General features: G+C 48.9%; 29 protein-coding genes and 1 tRNA gene. 25 read left to right on the forward strand and 5 right to left on the reverse strand.

Going from position 1 to position 20,409, the window contains the following annotated elements:
• The first annotated feature begins 133 nt into the window (after positions 1-133).
• On the forward strand, positions 134-334 hold the full coding sequence (locus FTO68_RS01445; protein ID WP_255331574.1) for a CxxC-x17-CxxC domain-containing protein: 201 nt from the start codon (positions 134-136) through the stop codon (positions 332-334).
• 154 nt (positions 335-488) lie between these two features.
• Positions 489-1,766, forward strand: coding sequence for a serine--tRNA ligase (serS, locus tag FTO68_RS01450; RefSeq protein WP_255331575.1), 1,278 nt, complete (start codon positions 489-491; stop codon positions 1,764-1,766).
• Between the two features lie 9 nt (positions 1,767-1,775).
• Here the strand turns inward: serS and FTO68_RS01455 are convergent, their stop codons facing one another.
• Entirely contained in the window at positions 1,776-2,963 is a 1,188-nt protein-coding gene (locus tag FTO68_RS01455; RefSeq protein WP_255331576.1) for an FAD-dependent oxidoreductase, read from the reverse strand.
• 95 nt (positions 2,964-3,058) lie between these two features.
• Between FTO68_RS01455 and FTO68_RS01460 the strand changes: the two genes are divergently transcribed.
• Both FTO68_RS01460 and FTO68_RS11840 read left to right on the forward strand, forming a co-directional pair.
• A complete protein-coding gene (locus tag FTO68_RS01460) occupies positions 3,059-4,705 on the forward strand; it encodes an ATP-binding protein (RefSeq protein ID WP_255331577.1) in 1,647 nt (548 codons plus the stop codon).
• A gap of 76 nt (positions 4,706-4,781) precedes the next feature.
• Positions 4,782-5,012 carry a rubredoxin gene (locus tag FTO68_RS11840; protein ID WP_304364178.1) on the forward strand — a complete coding sequence of 77 codons (231 nt, stop codon included), beginning with the start codon at positions 4,782-4,784 and terminating at the stop codon, positions 5,010-5,012.
• Between the two features lie 150 nt (positions 5,013-5,162).
• Here the strand turns inward: FTO68_RS11840 and FTO68_RS01470 are convergent.
• Positions 5,163-5,246, reverse strand: a tRNA-Leu gene (locus tag FTO68_RS01470).
• Between the two features lie 307 nt (positions 5,247-5,553).
• A complete protein-coding gene (locus FTO68_RS01475; protein WP_255331578.1) occupies positions 5,554-6,573 on the reverse strand; it encodes an AI-2E family transporter in 1,020 nt (339 codons plus the stop codon).
• Between the two features lie 119 nt (positions 6,574-6,692).
• On the opposite strand from FTO68_RS01475, the gene ehaB reads away from it, so the two are divergent.
• From ehaB to FTO68_RS01565, 18 genes are read left to right on the forward strand one after another with little or no spacing between them, the layout of a single operon-like run.
• Entirely contained in the window at positions 6,693-7,178 is a 486-nt protein-coding gene (gene ehaB, locus FTO68_RS01480) for a [NiFe]-hydrogenase-3-type subunit EhaB (RefSeq protein WP_255331579.1), read from the forward strand.
• Positions 7,166-7,414: an EhaC family protein gene (locus tag FTO68_RS01485; protein ID WP_255331580.1), complete on the forward strand. Its 249-nt coding sequence runs from the start codon at positions 7,166-7,168 to the stop codon at positions 7,412-7,414. Before ehaB ends, FTO68_RS01485 begins: the two co-directional genes overlap by 13 nt.
• Positions 7,411-7,644, forward strand: coding sequence for an EhaD family protein (locus tag FTO68_RS01490; protein WP_255331581.1), 234 nt, complete (start codon positions 7,411-7,413; stop codon positions 7,642-7,644). Before FTO68_RS01485 ends, FTO68_RS01490 begins: the two co-directional genes overlap by 4 nt.
• Positions 7,641-7,880 (forward strand): EhaE family protein, encoded by a 240-nt coding sequence (locus FTO68_RS01495; protein ID WP_255331582.1) that lies wholly within the window; start codon positions 7,641-7,643, stop codon positions 7,878-7,880. The genes FTO68_RS01490 and FTO68_RS01495 overlap by 4 nt, the downstream gene beginning before the upstream one ends.
• Positions 7,877-8,332, forward strand: coding sequence for an EhaF family protein (locus tag FTO68_RS01500; RefSeq protein ID WP_255331583.1), 456 nt, complete (start codon positions 7,877-7,879; stop codon positions 8,330-8,332). Before FTO68_RS01495 ends, FTO68_RS01500 begins: the two co-directional genes overlap by 4 nt.
• The gene (locus FTO68_RS01505) at positions 8,329-8,931 is read left to right on the forward strand and encodes an EhaG family protein (protein ID WP_255331584.1); all 603 of its coding nucleotides are present in this window, start codon (positions 8,329-8,331) and stop codon (positions 8,929-8,931) included. The genes FTO68_RS01500 and FTO68_RS01505 overlap by 4 nt, the downstream gene beginning before the upstream one ends.
• Complete coding sequence (locus FTO68_RS01510) at positions 8,924-9,580, forward strand: hypothetical protein (RefSeq protein WP_255331585.1); 657 nt, start codon at positions 8,924-8,926, stop codon at positions 9,578-9,580. Before FTO68_RS01505 ends, FTO68_RS01510 begins: the two co-directional genes overlap by 8 nt.
• A 2-nt stretch (positions 9,581-9,582) precedes the next feature.
• Positions 9,583-9,786, forward strand: a complete 204-nt coding sequence (locus FTO68_RS01515) for a hypothetical protein (protein ID WP_255331586.1) — start codon at positions 9,583-9,585, stop codon at positions 9,784-9,786.
• A gap of 4 nt (positions 9,787-9,790) precedes the next feature.
• Entirely contained in the window at positions 9,791-10,633 is an 843-nt protein-coding gene (locus FTO68_RS01520; protein WP_255331587.1) for a respiratory chain complex I subunit 1 family protein, read from the forward strand.
• On the forward strand, positions 10,630-10,878 hold the full coding sequence (locus FTO68_RS01525) for a hypothetical protein (protein WP_255331588.1): 249 nt from the start codon (positions 10,630-10,632) through the stop codon (positions 10,876-10,878). Before FTO68_RS01520 ends, FTO68_RS01525 begins: the two co-directional genes overlap by 4 nt.
• Positions 10,875-11,255: an EhaM family protein gene (locus tag FTO68_RS01530; RefSeq protein ID WP_255331589.1), complete on the forward strand. Its 381-nt coding sequence runs from the start codon at positions 10,875-10,877 to the stop codon at positions 11,253-11,255. Before FTO68_RS01525 ends, FTO68_RS01530 begins: the two co-directional genes overlap by 4 nt.
• Positions 11,252-11,707: an NADH-quinone oxidoreductase subunit B family protein gene (locus FTO68_RS01535; RefSeq protein WP_255331590.1), complete on the forward strand. Its 456-nt coding sequence runs from the start codon at positions 11,252-11,254 to the stop codon at positions 11,705-11,707. Before FTO68_RS01530 ends, FTO68_RS01535 begins: the two co-directional genes overlap by 4 nt.
• On the forward strand, positions 11,704-12,789 hold the full coding sequence (locus tag FTO68_RS01540; RefSeq protein ID WP_255331591.1) for a hydrogenase large subunit: 1,086 nt from the start codon (positions 11,704-11,706) through the stop codon (positions 12,787-12,789). Before FTO68_RS01535 ends, FTO68_RS01540 begins: the two co-directional genes overlap by 4 nt.
• A 5-nt stretch (positions 12,790-12,794) precedes the next feature.
• Positions 12,795-13,397 (forward strand): 4Fe-4S binding protein, encoded by a 603-nt coding sequence (locus FTO68_RS01545; protein WP_255331592.1) that lies wholly within the window; start codon positions 12,795-12,797, stop codon positions 13,395-13,397.
• On the forward strand, positions 13,394-13,783 hold the full coding sequence (locus FTO68_RS01550; RefSeq protein ID WP_255331593.1) for a molybdopterin dinucleotide binding domain-containing protein: 390 nt from the start codon (positions 13,394-13,396) through the stop codon (positions 13,781-13,783). Before FTO68_RS01545 ends, FTO68_RS01550 begins: the two co-directional genes overlap by 4 nt.
• Complete coding sequence (locus FTO68_RS01555; RefSeq protein ID WP_255331594.1) at positions 13,773-15,065, forward strand: formylmethanofuran dehydrogenase subunit B; 1,293 nt, start codon at positions 13,773-13,775, stop codon at positions 15,063-15,065. Before FTO68_RS01550 ends, FTO68_RS01555 begins: the two co-directional genes overlap by 11 nt.
• Positions 15,058-16,758 carry a formylmethanofuran dehydrogenase subunit A gene (locus tag FTO68_RS01560; RefSeq protein WP_255331595.1) on the forward strand — a complete coding sequence of 567 codons (1,701 nt, stop codon included), beginning with the start codon at positions 15,058-15,060 and terminating at the stop codon, positions 16,756-16,758. The genes FTO68_RS01555 and FTO68_RS01560 overlap by 8 nt, the downstream gene beginning before the upstream one ends.
• A complete protein-coding gene (locus FTO68_RS01565) occupies positions 16,755-17,522 on the forward strand; it encodes a formylmethanofuran dehydrogenase subunit C (protein WP_255331596.1) in 768 nt (255 codons plus the stop codon). The genes FTO68_RS01560 and FTO68_RS01565 overlap by 4 nt, the downstream gene beginning before the upstream one ends.
• Before the next feature lie 5 nt (positions 17,523-17,527).
• Here FTO68_RS01565 and FTO68_RS01570 read toward each other — a convergent pair whose 3' ends face one another.
• A complete protein-coding gene (locus tag FTO68_RS01570; protein WP_255331597.1) occupies positions 17,528-17,800 on the reverse strand; it encodes a DUF1922 domain-containing protein in 273 nt (90 codons plus the stop codon).
• A gap of 145 nt (positions 17,801-17,945) precedes the next feature.
• On the opposite strand from FTO68_RS01570, the gene FTO68_RS01575 reads away from it, so the two are divergent.
• Positions 17,946-18,686: a coenzyme F420-0:L-glutamate ligase gene (locus FTO68_RS01575; RefSeq protein WP_255331598.1), complete on the forward strand. Its 741-nt coding sequence runs from the start codon at positions 17,946-17,948 to the stop codon at positions 18,684-18,686.
• A 4-nt stretch (positions 18,687-18,690) separates the two neighbouring features.
• Here the strand turns inward: FTO68_RS01575 and FTO68_RS01580 are convergent, their stop codons facing one another.
• A complete protein-coding gene (locus FTO68_RS01580; RefSeq protein WP_255331599.1) occupies positions 18,691-18,849 on the reverse strand; it encodes a preprotein translocase subunit Sec61beta in 159 nt (52 codons plus the stop codon).
• 52 nt (positions 18,850-18,901) lie between these two features.
• Here FTO68_RS01580 and FTO68_RS01585 point away from each other — a divergent pair, with 52 nt between their 5' ends.
• Both FTO68_RS01585 and FTO68_RS01590 read left to right on the forward strand, forming a co-directional pair.
• Positions 18,902-19,933: an amidohydrolase family protein gene (locus tag FTO68_RS01585; RefSeq protein WP_255331600.1), complete on the forward strand. Its 1,032-nt coding sequence runs from the start codon at positions 18,902-18,904 to the stop codon at positions 19,931-19,933.
• Positions 19,934-19,976: 43 nt separating this feature from the next.
• Positions 19,977-20,405: a universal stress protein gene (locus FTO68_RS01590; protein ID WP_255331601.1), complete on the forward strand. Its 429-nt coding sequence runs from the start codon at positions 19,977-19,979 to the stop codon at positions 20,403-20,405.
• The last annotated feature ends 4 nt before the right edge of the window (positions 20,406-20,409 follow it).

Genomic DNA, 20,409 nt, shown 5'->3' on the forward strand with positions numbered 1-20,409 from the left:
CATTCTGACTGAATGTTATTGAAGCATAATCCTCAGCATATTCTTACGATAAATGCACCGGATTTGAGTGTTTTCGTATGAGGGTTTTTTATACTAAAATAACCAATATTATTTGCAGAACTAAAAAAGCTGCATGAGCTATACAATGGAAGGAAGAAATTTTGGCGGCCGGGGTAATTTCGGCGGCCCAAGAAGATTTGATGGTCCTCGTGAGATGTCAAAAGCAGTCTGCGCAGACTGTGGTTGCGAATGTGAAGTCCCCTTTAAGCCAACAGAGGGCAGACCGGTCTATTGCCGTGACTGCCTTCCAAAGCACCGGAAACCCCGGTTCTAATACTTTTTTTTAATTAATCCGTGATAGATGCGCGGAACCTGTTTCAGACAGATAGTGCAATTGATCCTTTTCCATTCCAAAGATTTCCGGTGAAAACCATAAACACCTTGCCTACAGAGATCATATATATTCTCTTCAGAAGAGGGTGGAATACGTGCTTGATATAAAATTCATACGGTCAGAGCCGGATATTGTCAGGGCAGATTTGATCAAAAGAAATGATCAGGAGAAACTTGCCTGGGTTGATGAACTGTTAGAAACCGACAGGAAAGTCCGGGAACTGAAGGTTGAGATCGATCAGCTTCGCCAGAGAAGAAACACCATCTCTCGTGATATTAATGCCGAGCGGAAAGCCGGCCATGATACATCGGCGCTGTTGGAAGAGGCAAAGTCACTCCCAGATAAGATAAAAGAACTCGACTCGGTAAAAAATGATGCAGAAGAGAAGGTCAGGTACTACCTGATGCGACTCCCGAATATTCTCGATGAGACTGTTCCCGTCGGCATTGATGAGAGCGGAAATGTTGAGATACGGCAGGTCGGAGCAAAACGGGATTTTGCATTTCCTATTAAAAATCATGGCCAGCTCGCTGTTGAGAAAGGCTGGGCTGATTTTGAACGGGCAGCACGGGCATCAGGTGCCGGTTTCTCGTACCTGAAGGGAAGCCTTGCACTCCTTGATATGGCACTCCAGAGATATGCAATCGATCTCCTGGTAAACAAGGGCTTTACACCGGTTATCCCCCCGTATATGATGAACCGCACATCCTATGAAGGCGTAACCGATCTCTCCGATTTTGAGGATGTGATGTATAAGATCGAAGATTCTGATTCATACCTGATCGCAACGAGCGAACACCCCATTTGTGCGATGTACCAGAACGAGATCTTTGAAGAAAAGACCCTCCCCCTCAAGCTGGCAGGCCTGTCCCCCTGTTTCAGGAAGGAGATCGGGTCGCATGGCATCGATACAAAAGGGCTCTTCCGGGTCCACCAGTTCCATAAAGTCGAACAGTTTGTCTTCTGTAAGCCGGATGACTCGCCCCGCCTCCATGAGGAGCTCCTTGCCAATGCTGAAGAGCTCTATACAAACCTCGGGCTCCCCTACCATGTCGTTCTCATATGTACAGGCGACATTGGAACAGTTGCTGCCAAGAAGTATGATATCGAGGTATGGATGCCGCGGGAAGAGGCATACCGGGAAGTTGTGTCCTGTTCAAACTGCACATCATACCAGGCTGTCCGACTTGGTATGAGGATGCGTGATCCTGACGATTTCGAGACGAAATACCATATTCATACCCTCAACTCAACTGAGGTTGCAACCTCGAGGACTATCCGTGCCATCCTGGAAAATTACCAGTATGAAGACGGATCTGTTGAAATTCCGGAAGTTCTCAGACCATACATGAATGATCGTGAGTTCCTCTGATTCACCTTCTTATCTGTTCATTTTTTCTGCTGCATACCGTGCAAGCGAGATGATCGCAAGGATTGGCGGTGCTCCCGGCGCAGTTGGCAGAACCGAAGCATCGGTGACATAGAGGCCCGGGATAGCAGTCTCCAGATTTGTATCAACAGAGACTCCGATTCTCGCGGTTCCACAGGGGTGCGAGCCCCGGAGAGGTGCGGTTACAAATGTTGACGGATCAGATCCAGCCTCCGCAAGTATGGATGCAGCATATGCAGATCCAGCTATGAGTCGCACCGCATCCTGCACAGAGACGCTTTTATGGATTGTATCGTTCACTGATCCCGCATCCTCATCTTTGATCTTTACCATCATTCCAAGGATATCTTCAGGCTTTGCTAAAATCCCCCTATTATTCATGAGAGCATGCAGGGGACGCGAGTAGTGGGTGAGGATCATCCCGCCATCAAAGGGTATATAGGATCCCATTGGAACATCCCGGTTCATCCCAATCCCCGGGAGCAGACCGCCAATGGAAATGAAGGTATCTGCAAAGAGGGGAGATGTCGGAAGCAAGAGCGCTCGTAAAAATGTGGGAGTTTCTAGCGCCCCTGCGGCAAGTACGATAAGATCGTCTTTAAAGATCTCAGTTCCACACCGCACACCAGCTACTTCGCCATGCCGGATGATCACCTCATCCGCCTTTTTATCAGTTATCACCTCTGCTCCGTGCTCTTCTGCAATCCGGATGAACCTTATTGCAGACCATCGGGCATTATGGGGGCAGCCAAAACTACAGAGCCCGTCTTTTCTGCAGAGATCCGGATTAATGAACTTCGGCATCCGCTTCACATCAAATCCGATTCTTTGAGCAGCATCCATCAGCCTTCGTGTGCCTTCGCCAAGCAGTTCATCAGGTAGCACCCGTACGGCAAGATCTTCCTCAATGGCAGCATAATGGCGATTCAGATCGATACCATTTTCACGGAACTCATACTCAAGGCAGCGGAGGGCATTGCCGCCAGAGACCATGGTTGTTCCGCCAAGGCAGAAGGTGCGCATCAGCCGGACACCGGCATCCACATTTGCGTAGTATGCTCCGGCATCCTTTTCAAAAACAGCAGGCCCCCGTTCGATCACAAGAACATCATGTCCTGACCCAGCAAGATACCTGGCTGTTGCTGCACCTCCGGCACCGGATCCGATAACAATAGCCATGTTGATTGAGTGTGGATTATTTAGAATAAGTATCTTCGCCATACCGGTCATACCCAAATATTAACTCTTTCTCAGATCCATTCTCTGTGGATAGTATGGATCTGGGTGTTGGACGGGTAGGCGATAGAGATCTCGGAATCAGTGCCCAGGAGATTGTCACGGGAAGGACATGTGTTATCGCACAGTCAGGAGCCGGAAAGAGCTGGGGAATAGCAGTTCTTTGTGAACATCTCTGCAGGTCATATATCGGGTTCTGTTTAATAGATACCGAAGGAGAATACTTCTCTCTCAAGGATCGCTTCCCGATCATCTGGATCGGATCAGACGAAAGTTGCGATTACGATATCGAATCTGTCGATCTCCATTCGATAATGCGTGAAGCAATCATATCATCACGATTTATTGTCTTTGATGTATCTGAAGTGGATATGCGGGTAAAAGCAACAGCCCTCGTAAATATCCTCTATGAACTTGAGTCTGAACTGAGAAGGCCGTTTCTGCTCATTGTGGAGGAAGCTGATAAGTTCATCCCTCAATCCCGTGATTCCATCAAGATGATCGAAGAGATCTCACGCCGTGGGAGAAAACGCGGCCTTGGCCTTCTGGTGGCAACCCAGCGCCCCTCGCTGGTTCAGAAGAATGTGCTCAGCCAGTGCAATAACCAGATCATCGGCAAGCTGACCATTGACAATGATCTCAAGGCGGTCTCTCATTTCTTTGATTCACGAAAAGAAGTCGAAGAGCTGATCACCCTTGACCCTGGCGAATTCTTTGTAATGGGAGGACTTGTCAGAGAGAAGACCCTGATGAAGTTTGGAGAAAGAGAGACGCAGCACCGGGGTGTGACACCACAGATCCTTCCGGGCCGCCCTCCTGAGATGAGAGAAACGGATACGGTCCTGGTACCGGAGGCAAAACCGGAGAGATCCCAACTTCCTCCTGAACCTCTTCTCGTTGATGAGGAAGATTCTGAACTAATCCCAGCCTTTCCGACTGATGAGGATGATGAGACAAAAAACGCAGTTCCTACACTTCTGGAACGAGATGAAGCGCTCAGGGCGGTGCAGAGCCTCTGTAGAAAAAGTTTCTGGAGACGCAGGTATCTTGATCGGATTACAGCAATGGAAAGGATCTCCTGGCCTCTTCTATCCGTTGAGGTGAAGTACCTAGGAGGTATTCTGAAGAAAACAACGAGGAGAGCGTCATTTATCCTGGAAGGATTTCATGGAGAGAGGGTTGATCTCACAAACGGCTTCATGGTTCGGCCGGGTTTTGCCGAGCTGATCGGGCTGGATGAAGCATCTGTTGCCATCCTGAAAAACCTGACGCCAGCCGGTCTGACTGCTCTTGAGATTGAGGCAGATGCTGGTCTTATGCCAGGAGATGTAAAGAAAGCGCTCAAAAGCCTCCAGAAACAGAAACGTATTACCACGATGAAGAGCGAGGAAGGGGCAGTAATCTATCTGCCCCTCCTCGACCATCCGATCCCAAAACTCTCCAATCTTCACCAATCGTTTACAACCAGACTTACAACACCCTCAGGTGAATGCAGAGGTCCAGCTATTACGGAGGATGACCTCAGGAAGATTGTCAAGGGACTTGAGCCAACAGCCGAGATCACAAAGATGAAGGTGATATATTACCCGGTTTATGAGGCAATTGTGGCATCGGACTCTGGAGAGCGGAGAATATATATTGATGGGCAGACGGGGCGCGAGATCCGCGGAATGACCTATAATTAATTAAAATACAGCATTTTTATCGTTTTCTCTCGTTTTCCAGAGGAATTTTTATCATTACTGACGTCTTTGAAAGAGTATGGAAGAGCTGGATTCATTTCGATGCCTTGTTTGCGGCTTTATTTATGATCCGGAACGGGGCGATCCGCGACGCGGAATAGAGCCTGGAACATCATTTGAGGATCTTCCTGATGATTATACCTGCCCGGTCTGCGGGGTCTCGGTTCTAACCCAGAATTCTGCTTTTGTCAGGATTGAAACATGTGAGCCTGTCTGTGGATTTGACAGGGCTTATAGGAACGGTGCATAATCGGCGATCGGCTCCTGCAACGAATTCGGTTGAAATTATATTCAGGTCATTAATGCCGTAGATTAGTTGTTTTAAGTCCAATTAATACAATTTTCATCAAGTATTGTCATAGATGTAAATCAGGAGGACACTCTTTGTGTCATCCTCGGATGCGTGAGGCAGGATTTGAACCTGCGAACCCCTACGAGACAGGACCCTAAATCCTGCGCCTTTGACCCGCTCGGCTACTCACGCACTGGTTTCCTTGTGCCTTACTTCGTGCAGATTCCTAAGCACAGTGCCTTTGGCCTGGCCTAACAACCCTTGCTCACTGGTAAATCCAAAAAGAATCTGCATTACGTAATGCACCACGTATATGTGCCTTCAAAAGATAAAAATAGAAGCCTCGATTATTCTGCAATACCTTTTGAGGGAGGGAAAATGATGACATGGCGATGGATGGAAGAGATAGGAATTTCCTCTGTTCAACGCTCCCTTCAACATCCATATGACATCTTTTTCCAATCAACGTACCACTATCACACAATAGCCGGTACATTCTCTAAGCCACTGCATTCTCCTCTGTTTTTGCAGCTTTCAGCTCCCGGATCATGACCACATAACCGGATACGACAAGCGCGATGATGAGCGGACCCAGGATAAATCCGATGAGTCCCATCACTGCAAGTCCGCCAAAAAAACCGATCCACATCAGGAGAGGATTTAGCTTGGCACGCATTCCCATGATAAGAGGGCGGAAGATAAGATCCGGAACTGCACAGACGATCGGATAGCCTATTAAAGCGATAAGGGCCGCACCTCTCAGATCCCCGATGGATAGTGCATATATTGCAAGGAAGATCATCAGGAGGGAGGGCCCAAGGATCGGAATAAGCTGGAACAGTCCGGCAATAGTCGCATAAAAGAGGACGTAATCATAGCCGAGGAAATAGAAAAATGGAATTGCGAGGAGAAATGTGATGACTGCGGTAATTACATGAACGACATAGATCGCATACAGAGTTCCAACCGCAGTCGTTGAGATCTCCTTTACTCCAGAGGAGAGGCGGCCAGGGAGCGACTCGACGATCTCTGTGTAGATCTCATCCCCTTTGTAGATGAATGCCATGAGGGCCATTAAAAAAACCACACACTTGACAAGGATCATCGGTGCCTGGTAAACCAGGGCTGATGTCCATTCCGAGAACGTGTCGAGCTGGAGCATGATCCACTCATTCATCTCGCTCTGCCCGACTGTGGGAGTACCTGTTGCAGCCAATGAGGAGACCCATTCAAGGATTGTATTGATTATATAAGAGATATATTCAGAGTGCGTATAAAAAATTGTTATTGTGAAGCCAATTGCAGAAGTAACCACAAGAAGAACAAGCGTTGCGATCAGGAATGACGAGACAGCCGGATTGATCACCCTTATAAAACTCCGGTGAATGGGAAGAAGAACAACTGCAAGAGTGCCTGCAAGAATGATCACGCCAATCAGCTGCCAGAAAGCAAGGGCGGCGGCGACCATGATCGCGCCTATCATCATTATGACATATCTGTCAGGATAGTTCCCACCCATATAACAGAGTGATTCTCCTCAATAGGTAATAAGATAACCAGATGTACCGAAAACCAATTGCCAATATCAGAAGGTTTTACTATTCATGTGCAGATATAACGTTTCAATTCTGATGCACCATGCTTGAAGAGTTCGGAAGAATAGTGGTTGCCGCCGTCATCGCATGGATACTCTTTCTATCGATCGATATATTCTGGCGCCTTCCCCAGACAGGGGGTGTAAGCGGCGCAGATGCAATTGGAAAAGCAATTGCAGGCCGCGGTGGGGATCAGCATGGCGGATGGATGATGGGCAATATCGTCTGCTCACCTGATGCGTCGGCAGGAACATTGCTTGCCGCCTGTGGGGTTTTTGTAGCAGGCATCCCTGGGGGATTCGCAGCTGCCATTCTCGTCTACATAGGAAACCGGATCTGCCATGATAAAGGATATGCAGGGACGAGCGGAGCATTGATTGCAACATTTGTGGTTGCCGGATTCATGCAGGTTGGGTTTCTGGCATCGGATTTCATCGCAGGTATGGTTCTCGCCATCCTCACGATACAGGGGCTCTCCCATACCCATGCCAGCAGGCTGATTGGGTACATCTGGAGGTGGAGGGCCTGATTGCAGCTGCTATCTGCCTGATTATTGCCCTCTATGGTGCAATCAGGACTGTTTTAGAACGAAATACCCTGCTCAGGCTACCATTTGTGAATGTCATGAATTTTGGGATAGCCGGATTAATCGTCTTTATCCTCCCTCACCCGCTCACCCTTGTTGCCGCCGCTGCATACTTTGTCGGATCCACCCTTGAAGCAAATGCGATTGCAAGCGCATACGCACGGAGGAAGCCAAAATGATCGAGCAGATCATTACCTTCGCCCTTGCGGGACTGATCTTTCTTGGAGCTGTTTCAACAGCCCTCTGGAAGAATCCCTTTGATAAACTTATCGGCCTCTCACTCCTCTCTGCGGGAGTCATTCCACTCATCGTTATGCGTGGCTATCTTGATGTTGCAATCGTCATCTGCCTTGTCATCCCAATAACAACCATTCTGGTTCTTCTCCTGCTCGGGAGGGACGTTCGATGAATGCAGAGTTTATTATCGGTTTTGGGCTCATCATACTCGGGACTGTCGCAACCGCATGGCCAAGTCCGAAAGATTACATCACCCGATTAATAAATCTCGAACTCCCGGCATTTGGAATCCTCCTGGTGATGCTTTCCTTTGACGAAACAATAGCACTCCTGACATTTATTGCAGTCACAGCCATCTCAACATTCCTGTTTGTACGGGTCATAGAAAAGAAAGAGGGGATACCATGATAATCCGCAAACTATCCGGGATTCTCTCAAACTTCACAAACCTTTCGCGGGTCTATGGCGTACTGGTGATTATCGTGATACTAGCCGGTATGGTTAGTATCCCATCTCTGGATTATCATGGCGATCGCCTGTATCCAAAGTTTATCGATCGCGATAGTCCGCTTGATCCTTACGATCGTGGCGGCATCCCCTTCGGAACAACGACAGTGGCAGCAGAGTATCCAGAGAATTCACCATATCTTGGATATATCACGGCATATCTCACCCCACTTTCGTTTGCTCTCGCCGGGGCGACTCAGCATATGGGAACAACTATCGTAGCCCATCCCGGAGGGATCATCGACGAGATCCTCTATGCAACACGAGGCCTTGATACGGTCGTTGAGACCACAATTCTCTTTGTCGGTTTTGCCGTTGCCGCTTACCTCTTCCGAAGGAGGGAGAACGAATGATCGATACATTCCATACCGGGATGATTGCAGCTTCTCTCTGCATCATCATCGCCTTCTTCTCCTTCCTGAAAGAGACAGATGACCTGCACAGGCTTCTCCTCACTGATCTCGCCTCTGTGATGGCGCTCTTTTTAATTGCGCTTGTCGGAACCGACCTTGCCGAGGCACTGATCCTCCCGGGACTTGTTGTCACCATCTCAAAACTGATGGCGCTTGCAGAGATTTATCTGGTGAAAGAGGGGCTACAAAAAAACAGCCCCTCACGAATCCTTGACATCGAGGTGCTCCAGAGTGCACCGGCGATACTTGCTTCAATCCTTGTAATATATGGGATCATCCTCTCCGGATTTTCAGGCGGTGCTGTTGCGGGGCTTGGTGTCATCTTCTATCTCGTTTGTAAAGGGCACCAGGAACGCTTCGAGCTGATCGAGACCGTGAGCGGATATGCATGGGTTGCGTGGATAGCTGCATTCTTTATCATCCTGATCTTCCCATCCCAGTGGTTCCTTGCCGTGATGATTGCGGGTGGCGCAATCCTCATCAAAGTAACCGCAAAACTCTCACTCATCGGCACAATGCGGGGTGAATCCGATGTTTGACCAAAATATCGAAGGGGCAGAGCTCTTTGCTCTACCCTTTGGAGATATCGTCCCGTTCTTCAGCGTATACACTGCAACACTTGCTGCATTTGTCGTGGTCTTTATCCTTATATCAGCATTTGACCGCCCTGAGCGACAGTTGAATATCGTCTTCGGCGGGGACGCATACTATGCAAAAGAGATTAAGGAAAGCGACACCAGATTCTCGAGGTTTATGGCAATTGCCTGTGGCTGTGCCACACTGGGGGCAGTTGTCACAGGCGATGTCTTCAACTTCACCCTCTTTGCAGTTCTGGTCGGGATTACAAACATCGCAATCGTTGCATCAGCCGGAAACCGCCACGTTCTGAATGCCGCATTCCAGTACGGAATCGTTGCGATGATCGCTACTGTCCCTCTTTTTGGCTCAGCAGCAATCATCCTTGCAACTACTGGAACGCTCTCCATCTGGACGCTTGCAGGTATGGGAGCTGTCCCGCTTCTTGCAAAAGCATTGCTCATACTCGGAGTAATGGGAGAAGGTATCGCCCCGCTGTATATCGGTAAAGCTGAGATCATCAGGGCACAGGGTGCACCATTTGTCCTGATGATCCACTTCAGTTCGCTCCTGCTCTTCCTGCGGGTGACTGAGATAGTCCTGGTGATCTGATCATGAAAAAACGCTATGTCCAGTTAATTGCCATCATCTCCGGCATCCTTCTCATCATACTCTCAGGAGCCGGACACCAGGCCATTGTTTCTTTGCCTGTTGCTGCTGTACTGAGCATCATTCTTGCCCCGGTTTTTCTCATCTCAGTCGGGCTTCTCTTTTCTGCTGAAATAACTGACGGGGACATTCCGTTTATGGGGTACTGAGTCTATGATCGAATACATCATCGCTGCAATGTTTATTGGCCTGCTGCTCCACGGTATCCACAGGAAAGTGATTGCACGGATACAGGGAAGGCCAGGGCCGCCCATCTGGCAGGAGCTACTCCACACCCTTAAGTTCCTGGCAAAGGAGTCATGGATTCCAAAAACAGCGAGCCAGGGAGTATATGTTGCCGTCGTGGGGATTTCAATTGCCATCTGGACCGCAGCACTGATGCTCCTGATCACGCAGGAGAGCCTGCTTCTCCTGTTTGCACTTTACGTGCTCCATAAGATCGTTGAGCATGGGATCGGGCTTGCCTCGGGATCACCATATTCCAAATTTGGTGCGATCCGGTCAGTCGTATCAGCGGCATCTGAACTCCCGCTTCTCTCAAGTGTCGCACTCATCTACCTGATCACCGGATCGCTTATGCTCCGTGATATCGAGACATATCAGGCAATCAATGGACCACTCCTCTTTGTGGCATTCCCGGCGGCCATCGCCCTCTATATGGTGATCCTCTCAAAGATCCATTATGGCCCGTTCTCGATTGTAGAGGCAAAAGAGATCGTCAGCGGTTACTGGACCGAGCACTTCGGTGTATGGCGCGGCTTAATGAATGCTGCATTTGGGTTGAAGACATTTGTCCTGCTGTATACCTTTGTAATGGTCTTTATCGGACCAATCGGACTTCCCCTTACACTTCTTGGAATCCTGATCCTTATGATATCACTCTCGTTTGTCTGTGCAATCACCCCAATGCTCTCACCCTATGATACAGTCACCGTCCAGACGATCACAACCGGTCTCATTGCCATCTATATCATCTATCTGGGGGTTTTTGCATGACCTTGATCCGCTATTGCCTGCTTGCCGGCATTCTGCTATATACCGGCATTTTTCTGATACAGGGTGCAACCACAGGAGCAGTACTCGCAGCTTCTATCATAGGTCTTCTCATTCTTCTTGGAATTGGCTCAACACTCTTTATTTCAGATGAAAAACAACTCAGGAAAGTTGAGATGATCTTAATCTGGTGCTGCGTACTGGCTTTCGCAGTATATGGAATCCTGGTTGGCGGAGGATTTGTATGAACAAATACCTCTATGAAAAGGATCTCAGACAGATGAAACTCATCATCCTTGAAAGCAGACGCCATGATGCAGTCGTCCTGGAACTTGCCGCAACCCTTGGTATAAAACGCCAGCAACTCAGAAAGATACTCATAGAGCGTTCCGATATGATGTTTCTTGAAAACCTTCCGGCACGCTGTGATGTGGCAAGAGAGGCAGGTGACGATACCGAGAGGCTGCTTGGTATCCCACTTCTTACGCAGGCTTTTTGTTTGATTTCAAAGGAGGATGGGGTTTTGATAAAAGAACAGTACCTTCGCAGGATACAGGATGGAATTAAACATGAGGCTGCTGTTTCAGAGGCACGTATGGAGATGATGGAGTTGATCAGGTCATGAGCCTGCTCCAACATCTTAAAAACAGCGTCCGATCACGCTCAATCCATGTTGCCTATGTCAATGTCGGATCCTGCAACGGATGCGATATTGAGATTCTGGCCTGCCTATCTCCCCGCTATGATATCGAACAGTATGGCATCTATGTACACAACAATCCAAGGGAAGCGGATGTTCTTCTGATAACCGGAGCATTCAGCCCGCAGTGGGAGGACAAGCTCAAGCCGCTCTGGGATAAGATCCCTCATCCAAAGGTTGCCGTTGCTATTGGAAACTGCCCGATATCAGGCTGCGTCTTCAACAGACCGGAGACCCTCGTGGATCCTCCGGTATCAAAACATATCCCGATTGCGGCTGAGATTCCCGGATGTCCGCCCCGGCCAACTGAGATCATCAGCACCATCCTCTCGCTGGCACCGTTAATCTTCAAAGATTACGAGGAGACAATCAGATGAAAAAGACAGTAGACATATCACTCCCTGTCGGCCCGATGCATCCCTGCTTTAAGGAACCCTGCCGAATTAAATGCGAAACACGGGGCGAATATGTCCTTGCGGCCGAAGTTGAACTGGGCTATGTAAAGAAGGGGATCGAACGGATCATGCGTGGGAGACCCTGGCAGGAAGTTATGTTCCTGGCCGAGCGTGTCTGCGGGATCTGTTCGGTGATCCATAATTTTGTCTTCATAGAATCAGTCGAACATATCAGCGGAATTGTACCAACTGAACGTGCTGCATATCTCCGGGTAATCGTCAACGAACTTGACCGGATGCAGAGCCACCTCCTTGCAAACTACTCATATTGCTACACAATCGAGCATGAAACCCTTGCAATGTACCTGCTGAACCTCCGTGAGACTGTGATGGATCAGCTCGAACTGATCACAGGGGCGCGGGTCACCTGCGCATTTATTGTGCCGGGTGGTGTTCGCTGCGATATATCTTCTGACATTGCAGATGAACTACGATCCGCACTCGATCATATAGATGCCGAGCTGACACGGTTTATCAGGATATTTGAAACGGGACCGCTAATCGGGCTTCGATCAAAAGGGATCGGCATTCTCACCAAAGATGCTGCGATTGAATCACATGCTGTTGGCCCGACTGCACGGGCAAGCGGAATTGACAATGATCAGCGATCGACCCATCCGACATACACGGCACTTGGATTCTCTCCAGTTATCCGGCAGGAAGGAGATAACTTTGCCCGTATCATGGTGAGATTTGAAGAGGTATTCCAGAGTATACGCCTCATCCGATCAGCCCTTGAAGCAATGAGAGAAGGGCCGATACGTGGCGGGGGTACAATCAAAGCAGGATCAATCAGGTACCGGGGCGAGGCCCCTCGAGGTGAACTCCTCTACGAACTTACCACAGATGATTATGGAAGAATCCTTGAAATCGCCATCCAGACACCATCCATTCCGAATATCCAGGTCTGTGCCCATGCAATGCTGATAGATGCACAATCCGCTGCTGATATAACATCAATCTTTATCAGTTCAGATCCCTGCATCGCCTGTACAGAGAGGTAAGATCCGTGTTATCGATCATCAATTATATCAGAGAATTTCTCCGGCCCCACTGGATCACGACATTCTTCACAGCGAAAACCGCTCCCCTTGTGACTCCTCCGCATTTCCGGGATTTTCCTGAGCTAACTGATAAAGAATGTACCCACTGCCTTGCCTGCATGATGATCTGCCCGGCTCCTGAAGCAATTACTGTTGTTAAGCGGGAAGAAATATGGCGTCCAGAGATCACAAAAGGACACTGTATCAGATGCGGACTCTGTATTGAGGCGTGTCCTGAGGATGTCCTGACAAGCGGAAGAATACTTGCATATAAAAAAGAGGAGGAGCTCACACTTCAAGGCACCTTTCATATTGAGATCGACCAGTCTAAATGCATGGGGTGTGGGAACTGTACGGTTGCATGCCCGGTAAACAGGGAGATTGATCCGGCACTCCGTTCCAGCGGAACATCCACGTCAGATGAGGTGATCATGCGGGTGGATACCGGCCAGAACAAGGTTCTCCACGAGGAGAAATGCACTGGCTGCAAGACCTGTGAAGAGAGTTGTTCAAACGGAGCCATCCGGGTTGCCCGTATTGTTGAAGCCCTCCAGGGAGGGGAAAAATGAGATGTACACTCTCATCCGGAAGGACAGTCCCCCAGGGTTCATTTGTCGAACATAAGCTCTCGAAAGGATACCAGAAAGCAACGTCTATTCTGTATATGCATCCACTTGATCTCATGGATCTCGGGATAGAATCAGGAGATCGGGTTCGAGTGACAAGCGACTATGGTTCAGTTATTCTAACCGCAGAAGCAACTGAGGATATACAGACAAATAATGCCTATATCGCACTTGGTCCATATGCCAATGCGATAACAGGAGGCTATACCCATGCAACCGGGATGCCCGACTATAAGGATATTGCTGTTGAGATTGAGCCAACAGATGAACCCGTGCCTACCGTGTGGGAACTGATGGAAATAATAGGAGGTGTACGGTATGGAAATTAGAGATGTACCCTGCCCATTCTGTGGGTGTCTCTGTGACGACATCAGTGTCCGGTTGGATGATAACAGAATTCTTGGCGTTGAAAACTGCTGTACTCTTGGGAATGCAAAGTTCCTCTCAAAAGGCAGGCTACAACACCCAATCATGAGAAAAAACGGAAAATGGGTTGAGGTCAGCTATGAAGAGGCGATCGATGAGACTGCCCGTATCCTCTCGGATGCAGTGCGTCCCCTCCTGTATGGATGGAGTGGTACTGTCGGGGAGGCTCAGGTTGTCGGCGTCCATCTTGGAGAAGAAATCGGGGCACTCATCGACAGCACCACATCAGTCTGCCATAATCCCTCTATCCTGGCTATCCAGGAGGTGGGCCATCCCGGATGCACGCTCGGGCAGGTGAAGAACCGTGCTGATCTTGTTATCTACTGGGGGTGCAACCCGATTGAAGCACATCCCCGGCATATGAGCAGGTATACCACCTACGCAGATGGATATTTCATTGACAATACAGTTACTGATAGAAAAGTAATTGTTGTGGATATACGACGATCAGAAGGAGCAAAAGTCGCAGATGAATTTATCCAGATAAAACCAGGGGGCGACTATCTTGTCCTTTCTGCCCTTCGGGCCATGGTCAGGGGAAGAGATGATGTTGTTCCGGATTCAGTGGCGGGAGTTAAAAAAGAGCAGCTCCAGCGTGTTGCCAGTCTGATGCAAAAGGCAAAATTTGGAGCGGTATTTTTTGGTCTTGGCATAACGATGAGCCGTGGCAAATACAAGAATGTCAGAAACGCAATCGAACTTGTCTCTGAACTCAACAGGAAGACGAAATTTACGATCAGTGCAATGCGTGGCCATTTCAATGTCTATGGTTTTAATGAAGTCCTCACCTGGATGGCCGGGTACCCATTTGCAGTTGATTTCTCACGGGGTATTGCTTTCTATAATCCCGGTGAGACAACCGTCATTGATCTCCTTGAGAGAAAGGAGCCGGATGCCTGTCTTGTAATAGCAAGTGATCCGGGGGCACATTTCCCAAAATCCACTATCGAACATATGGCCGCAATACCAACTGTGCAGATCGACCCCTGTGTCAATGCAACAACAGCACTCTGCCAGGTGCAGATACCAGTTGCAATCACCGGCATTGAAGCTGCCGGAACAGCATATAGGATGGATGGCGTTCCAATCAGGATGAAGAAAATAATTGAAACCAATTTTCCAACCGATCAGGAGATCCTTGAGCGGATTGTTACACGTATACGGGAGATGAAGAGAGATGGCTGAGATACTGCTGAAGAACGCCTATGTTATTGACCCGATATCCGGCATAAACGGCGAACTGATGGATATTGCAATTTCCGGAAGCAGGATCGTCGAAGAAGCTTCCCAAAAAGCCGAGGTGATCGATTGCCAGGGATACCTCACCCTCCCCGGAGGTATCGACTCCCATACACATACATCAGGCACAAAGGTGAACTTTGGCAGATATATGAGCCCTGAAGATATGCGTGCAGGAAGAACCGCGCGTAGAGGACCGATGCATATCACCTCCGGCTACAGTGTTCCGACAACATACGGGAACAGCTACCGATATAGTGCGCTTGGGTACACCACACTCATTGAGGGTGCGATGGCGCCGCTTGAAGCCCGACACACTCATGAGGAGTTCAAGTTCACACCTCTTCAGGATTCGTTTGCAAATACACTCTTTGACGGGAACTGGGGGATGCTCAGGGCGCTTGAAGAGGGTGATATTACACGTGCAGCGGCGATCATTGCATGGACGCTCACTGCCGTGAAAGGATTTGCCATCAAACTGACAAATCCAGGCGGAACAGAAGCATGGGGTTTTGGGAAGAATATATCCTGTATTAATGAAAAGATTCCGACCTTTGATCTCACACCGGCAGATATTATCAAGGGTGCGATCAGGGCCAATGAGATGCTCCACCTTCCCCACTCTGTTCACCTTCATTGTAATAATCTCGGGACTCCTGGAAACTATACCTGCACCATTGGCACATTCGACCTTGTACCTGACATAAATGACAAACGGCAGTCGCTCTATGCAACTCATGTTCAGTTCCACTCCTATGGGGGAAGCGGGTGGGGAGATTTCTGTTCCAAGAGCGAGCCTGTTGCACGGAAGGTGGACTTTTCTCCCCAGATCGTCATTGATATGGGACAGGTGATGTTTGGCAGGACAACAACGATGACCGCAGACGGGCCGATGGAATTCAACCTCTACCGCCTCCATCATGATAAATGGAGCAACCATGATGTCGAGCTTGAAACCGGATCTGGGATCATACCCGTGAACTACCGGAAAAAAAATCTTGTGAACAGCATCATGTGGGCGATCGGACTCGAACTCGCACTGCTTGTGAAGAATCCATGGCAATGCCTCCTGACAACCGATAACCCAAATGGCGCCCCGTTTGTAAAATATCCCGAGATCATCGCTCTGCTGATGAGCAAGCAATATCGTGACGCAGAATTTGCAACAATCCATCCGGATACAGAAAAACGTGTCCCTCTGCCCGCACTTGATCGGGAGCTCAACTGGCACGAGATTGCCGTGATGACGAGGGCAGGACAGGCACGGGCGCTTGGAATCATCGATCTCGGAAAAGGGTATCTGATGCCGGGGGCAGAGGCCGATATTGCTATCTATCCGATAAAGACCGATGAGATTGATCCCTCTGCTGAGTATGAGAAGGTTATAGCGGGCTTCTCCCGAACCGAATATACCATCAAGCGGGGTCGGGTCGTCTCCCGCCGGGGAGATGCGATCATCGACGGGGAGAACACTACCTACTGGGTGAAGCCGAAGGTTCCGGCTGTCTATGACATGCAGCATGATCCAGCATTTATCGAGCTCTTTGAGCGGTACTATACCGTCAGGATGAGCAATTATCCTGTTCAGGAGGAATACCTCCATCGGAATTACTGTATTGAAACGGAGACCGATCTATGAACGTGACCATTACCTTCAGAAACCGCACAAACCCTTTCATTCCAATAGAAGCCGAGATGATTACCCCGGATGCATTCCTTCAGGACAAAGAGATTCTGGTGGGAGAGGGGAACCGGACGGTTCCTTTGGAAGCGCTTGCTGATCTGGTTATTGAGGGTGACGGATTCTCAATAGAGGAAGTTGATATTCTCATCAGAGGTGATTCATCAAGGGTAAAACGTGTCGGCGAGTATATGAACGGCGGAACAATCACCATCGAAGGCGATATCGGGATGCATTGTGGCAATTTTATGTCAGGTGGCAGAATCGAGATTCTCGGTTCAGCAGAGGGGTGGCTCGGGCGCGAGATGCAGGGAGGGGAAATACTCTGCCATGGTGATGCCGGAGATTATTGTGCAAGCGGATATCGTGGAGGGCGCCGCGGAATGCGGGGGGGATCCGTTGAGGTGATCGGATCAGTTGGTGATTTCGCCTGTGAACATATCTCAGGCGGCGAAGTGCTCATCCATGGCAATACAGGGGATTATGCCTGTGCTGAGATGAAAGGGGGGACAGTAACCATCCTCGGAGATTCTAGCCGCGTCTGTGCAAATATGTCAGCTGGCACCTGCTATGTATATGGATCTGCAGAGGAGATGATCCCCACTTTTGAGAAAAAGGGTATTGTGGATCATGATGGGTTGTTGTTCCATCATTTCATGGGGGACGTCGCAAACCGGGGCCGCGGCCACCTTTACGTAGCACGCTATACATATCTGCAATAATCGGCTTAAACAGGAATATGCGCCTTTACCCACCGTGCATAGGTAGCACGGAGGCGTGCTATCTCTTCATCGGTCAGATCGCCCCTTCGTGTCTTTCTCAGGTACTCCTCAAGCTGTGAGACGATCTGATCGGCTTCCGCATATGTCTGGACTTCGATGTAGACCGGCGCCTTCTGTGAGCTGATGATCTCACCGCAGACCGGGCAGAGCTTTCTCTGCTGCAGGTGATCCATATAGGTAAATGACCGGCACCCCGGACACCGGATAACGAAATACATACGTAACCGATGGTATACGGGTTTAAGCATAAAGGTATCGGAAGGTAATCAGTATGCCCAAAACCTGCACACGCTGATCTGTAAAGGGCACAATTACCACAGCAAAGAGATTAATCTATATCCAGCAGATAAAAGAAGAGATCAGATGTCAATTGAAGTTATCGGGATTGAAGACCTCCCAATAATCCAGCCTGGAGATGATCTCGCCGGGCTCATCACCGGGAAGATTACATTTATAGACGGAGATATACTCTGTGTCGCAAGCTCTGTATATTCAAAATCTGTCGGGAATATCAGGCATATTGCAGAGATTTCACCAACTCAGGAGGCGGAACGGATCGCCTCGCTCACTCACGAAGATCCCCGGTTTGTACAGGCTGTGCTTGACTCCTCAATAGAGATCATCCTTGACTGCCCGTTTATCCTTTCAAGACTTCCTTTTGGACACATCGGTGTAAGGGCAGGTGTCGATCACAGCAATGTGGAAGATGGGATTGTGATCCTTCTCCCATCAGATCCGATGGCTGCGGCTGAACAGATCAGATCTGCTATTAAAGAGAAGACTGGCGCGAATATTCGTGTCATTCTAACCGATACCTGTGGAAGGGCATTCCGCCGTGGCCAGACCGGGCATGCTATCGGGTGGAGCGGGATGACGGGCATCCGTGATTTCCGTGGCGATCACGATCTCTTTGGGCACGAACTCCTGATCACAGAGGAGGCGGTCGTCGATGAGATAGCAGGTTTTGCAAATTTTGTAATGGGTGAGAGCAATAGGGGAGTGCCTGCGGTTGTATTTCGGAACATGGATCTCTGGAACGGCCATGACATTATGTATTTCAATGAATCTGAGGATATCATCAAAGAATCACTAAAAAAGAGATGATGAATTAGAATATGAGGTTCATAATAAAGATAAAGACTCCAATGCCAGCTGAAACAGCAATAACAGTCTTTGGATCAATAGTGACCTGACGCCTGTCCTCACTGTCATAGTAGGTGACAAGGCCTGCAGAAGATATCATTCTTCCACCTTTCTTCTTTGCCATGCAGACAGGTTTCTCCGTGCATATATTTAAACAAACGGTCAATACGTAGGGTATGGAAAGGGAAACCTCGATTGAGGGGTTTGCACTAATTGGCGAGGAACTATCGCTCAGACCAGCCTTGATCATAATCAAAGATGGCGTCATCAGGTCTATCGAAGAGGTTCGGAAACCAAAAAAGCGCTGGATTCTTCCTGCACTCTTCAATGCTCATACTCATATTGGAGACACCGTGGCAATGGATACACCGGTTGATGGAGACCTTGAGTCAATTGTCACCCCTCCTGATGGATTGAAACACCAAATCCTGCGCGCGACAGAGAGAAGCACACTTATCTCTGCGATGCACGCTACAATAGGCGTTATGGAAAAAACCGGATGTGCAGGTTTTGCAGATTTCAGGGAGGGAGGAGTTGACGGGGTCAGTGCTCTTCGTGAGGCGGCTGTGGGATCAACAATACGACCTGTCATCTTTGGGAGAGATGGAGGAGAATTGTATTCCGAGGGCTTTGGGATCAGCAGTGTCCGGGACATCTCCAATCTCGATTATGCAGTGGAGGCTGCCCGACGTGCCGGCAAGATGATAGCAATTCATGCAGGGGAACGGGATGCAAATGATATTGAAGGAGCACTGGCATATCAGCCCGATCTCCTCATCCACTGTACCCATGCACATGACCGGGATCTCCGCCGGTGTGCGGATGAAGACATCCCAATCGCCATCTGTCCCCGTTCAAACTGGATACTTGGGGTTACCAGATCTCCCAATAATCCTCCTGTTACAAAAATGATCGAACTCGGTTGCCGGGTATTCCTCGGTACAGATAACGCGATGTTTGTCCAGCCGGATCTCTGGCGTGAGATGGCATTTCTCTCTGATATCACCGACCTTTCCGCGCGCACCATTCTTGAAATGGGAATTGCAGGATCTTCTCTTTCGAAAACTCCATACTGGATAGAAGAGGGGAAAAAAGCGCCAATTATGACTATTAATCCAGAAGATTCAAATCTTATCTACTCCCGCGATCCCATCAGAACTCTTGTTTCACGATGTGGAATCTCTCATCTTGATAGAATTCTTTTTTAATTCATAACTACCTAATGACTAAGAACTGATTTTGGTGGTACGTATGTTTCACAAACTTCTGGTCGCAATTGATGGCTCTGAGATAGGCATGAATGCCCTTGATAAAGCAATTGAGCTTGCCCGGGGATTTAAGGCTGATCTCCATGCCATCTATGTCATCGAGACAGGCCTCATTTCATCTGTTCCAATGGATAACACCTGGGAGGTAATCTACAGCCTTCTTGAGAAAGAAGGAACCCAACTGCTCGATACTGCTGAGATAAAGGCCTCTTCCGCCGGAGTTACACTGAAGAAACATCTTCAGTCCGGCCATGCAGGAAACGAGATCCTCAATGTTGCCGAAAAAGAAGGGGTTGAGCTGATCATCGTTGGATCCCGCGGAAAATCCGAGATTGACCGCCTCTTAATCGGAAGCGTATCAGCTCATGTCGTTAAATACAGCCAGGTATCAACCATGGTGGTGAGGGTATAAGTAT

It is taken from the genome of Methanocalculus taiwanensis (genome assembly GCF_024372745.1).
Classification (GTDB): domain Archaea; phylum Halobacteriota; class Methanomicrobia; order Methanomicrobiales; family Methanocorpusculaceae; genus Methanocalculus; species Methanocalculus taiwanensis.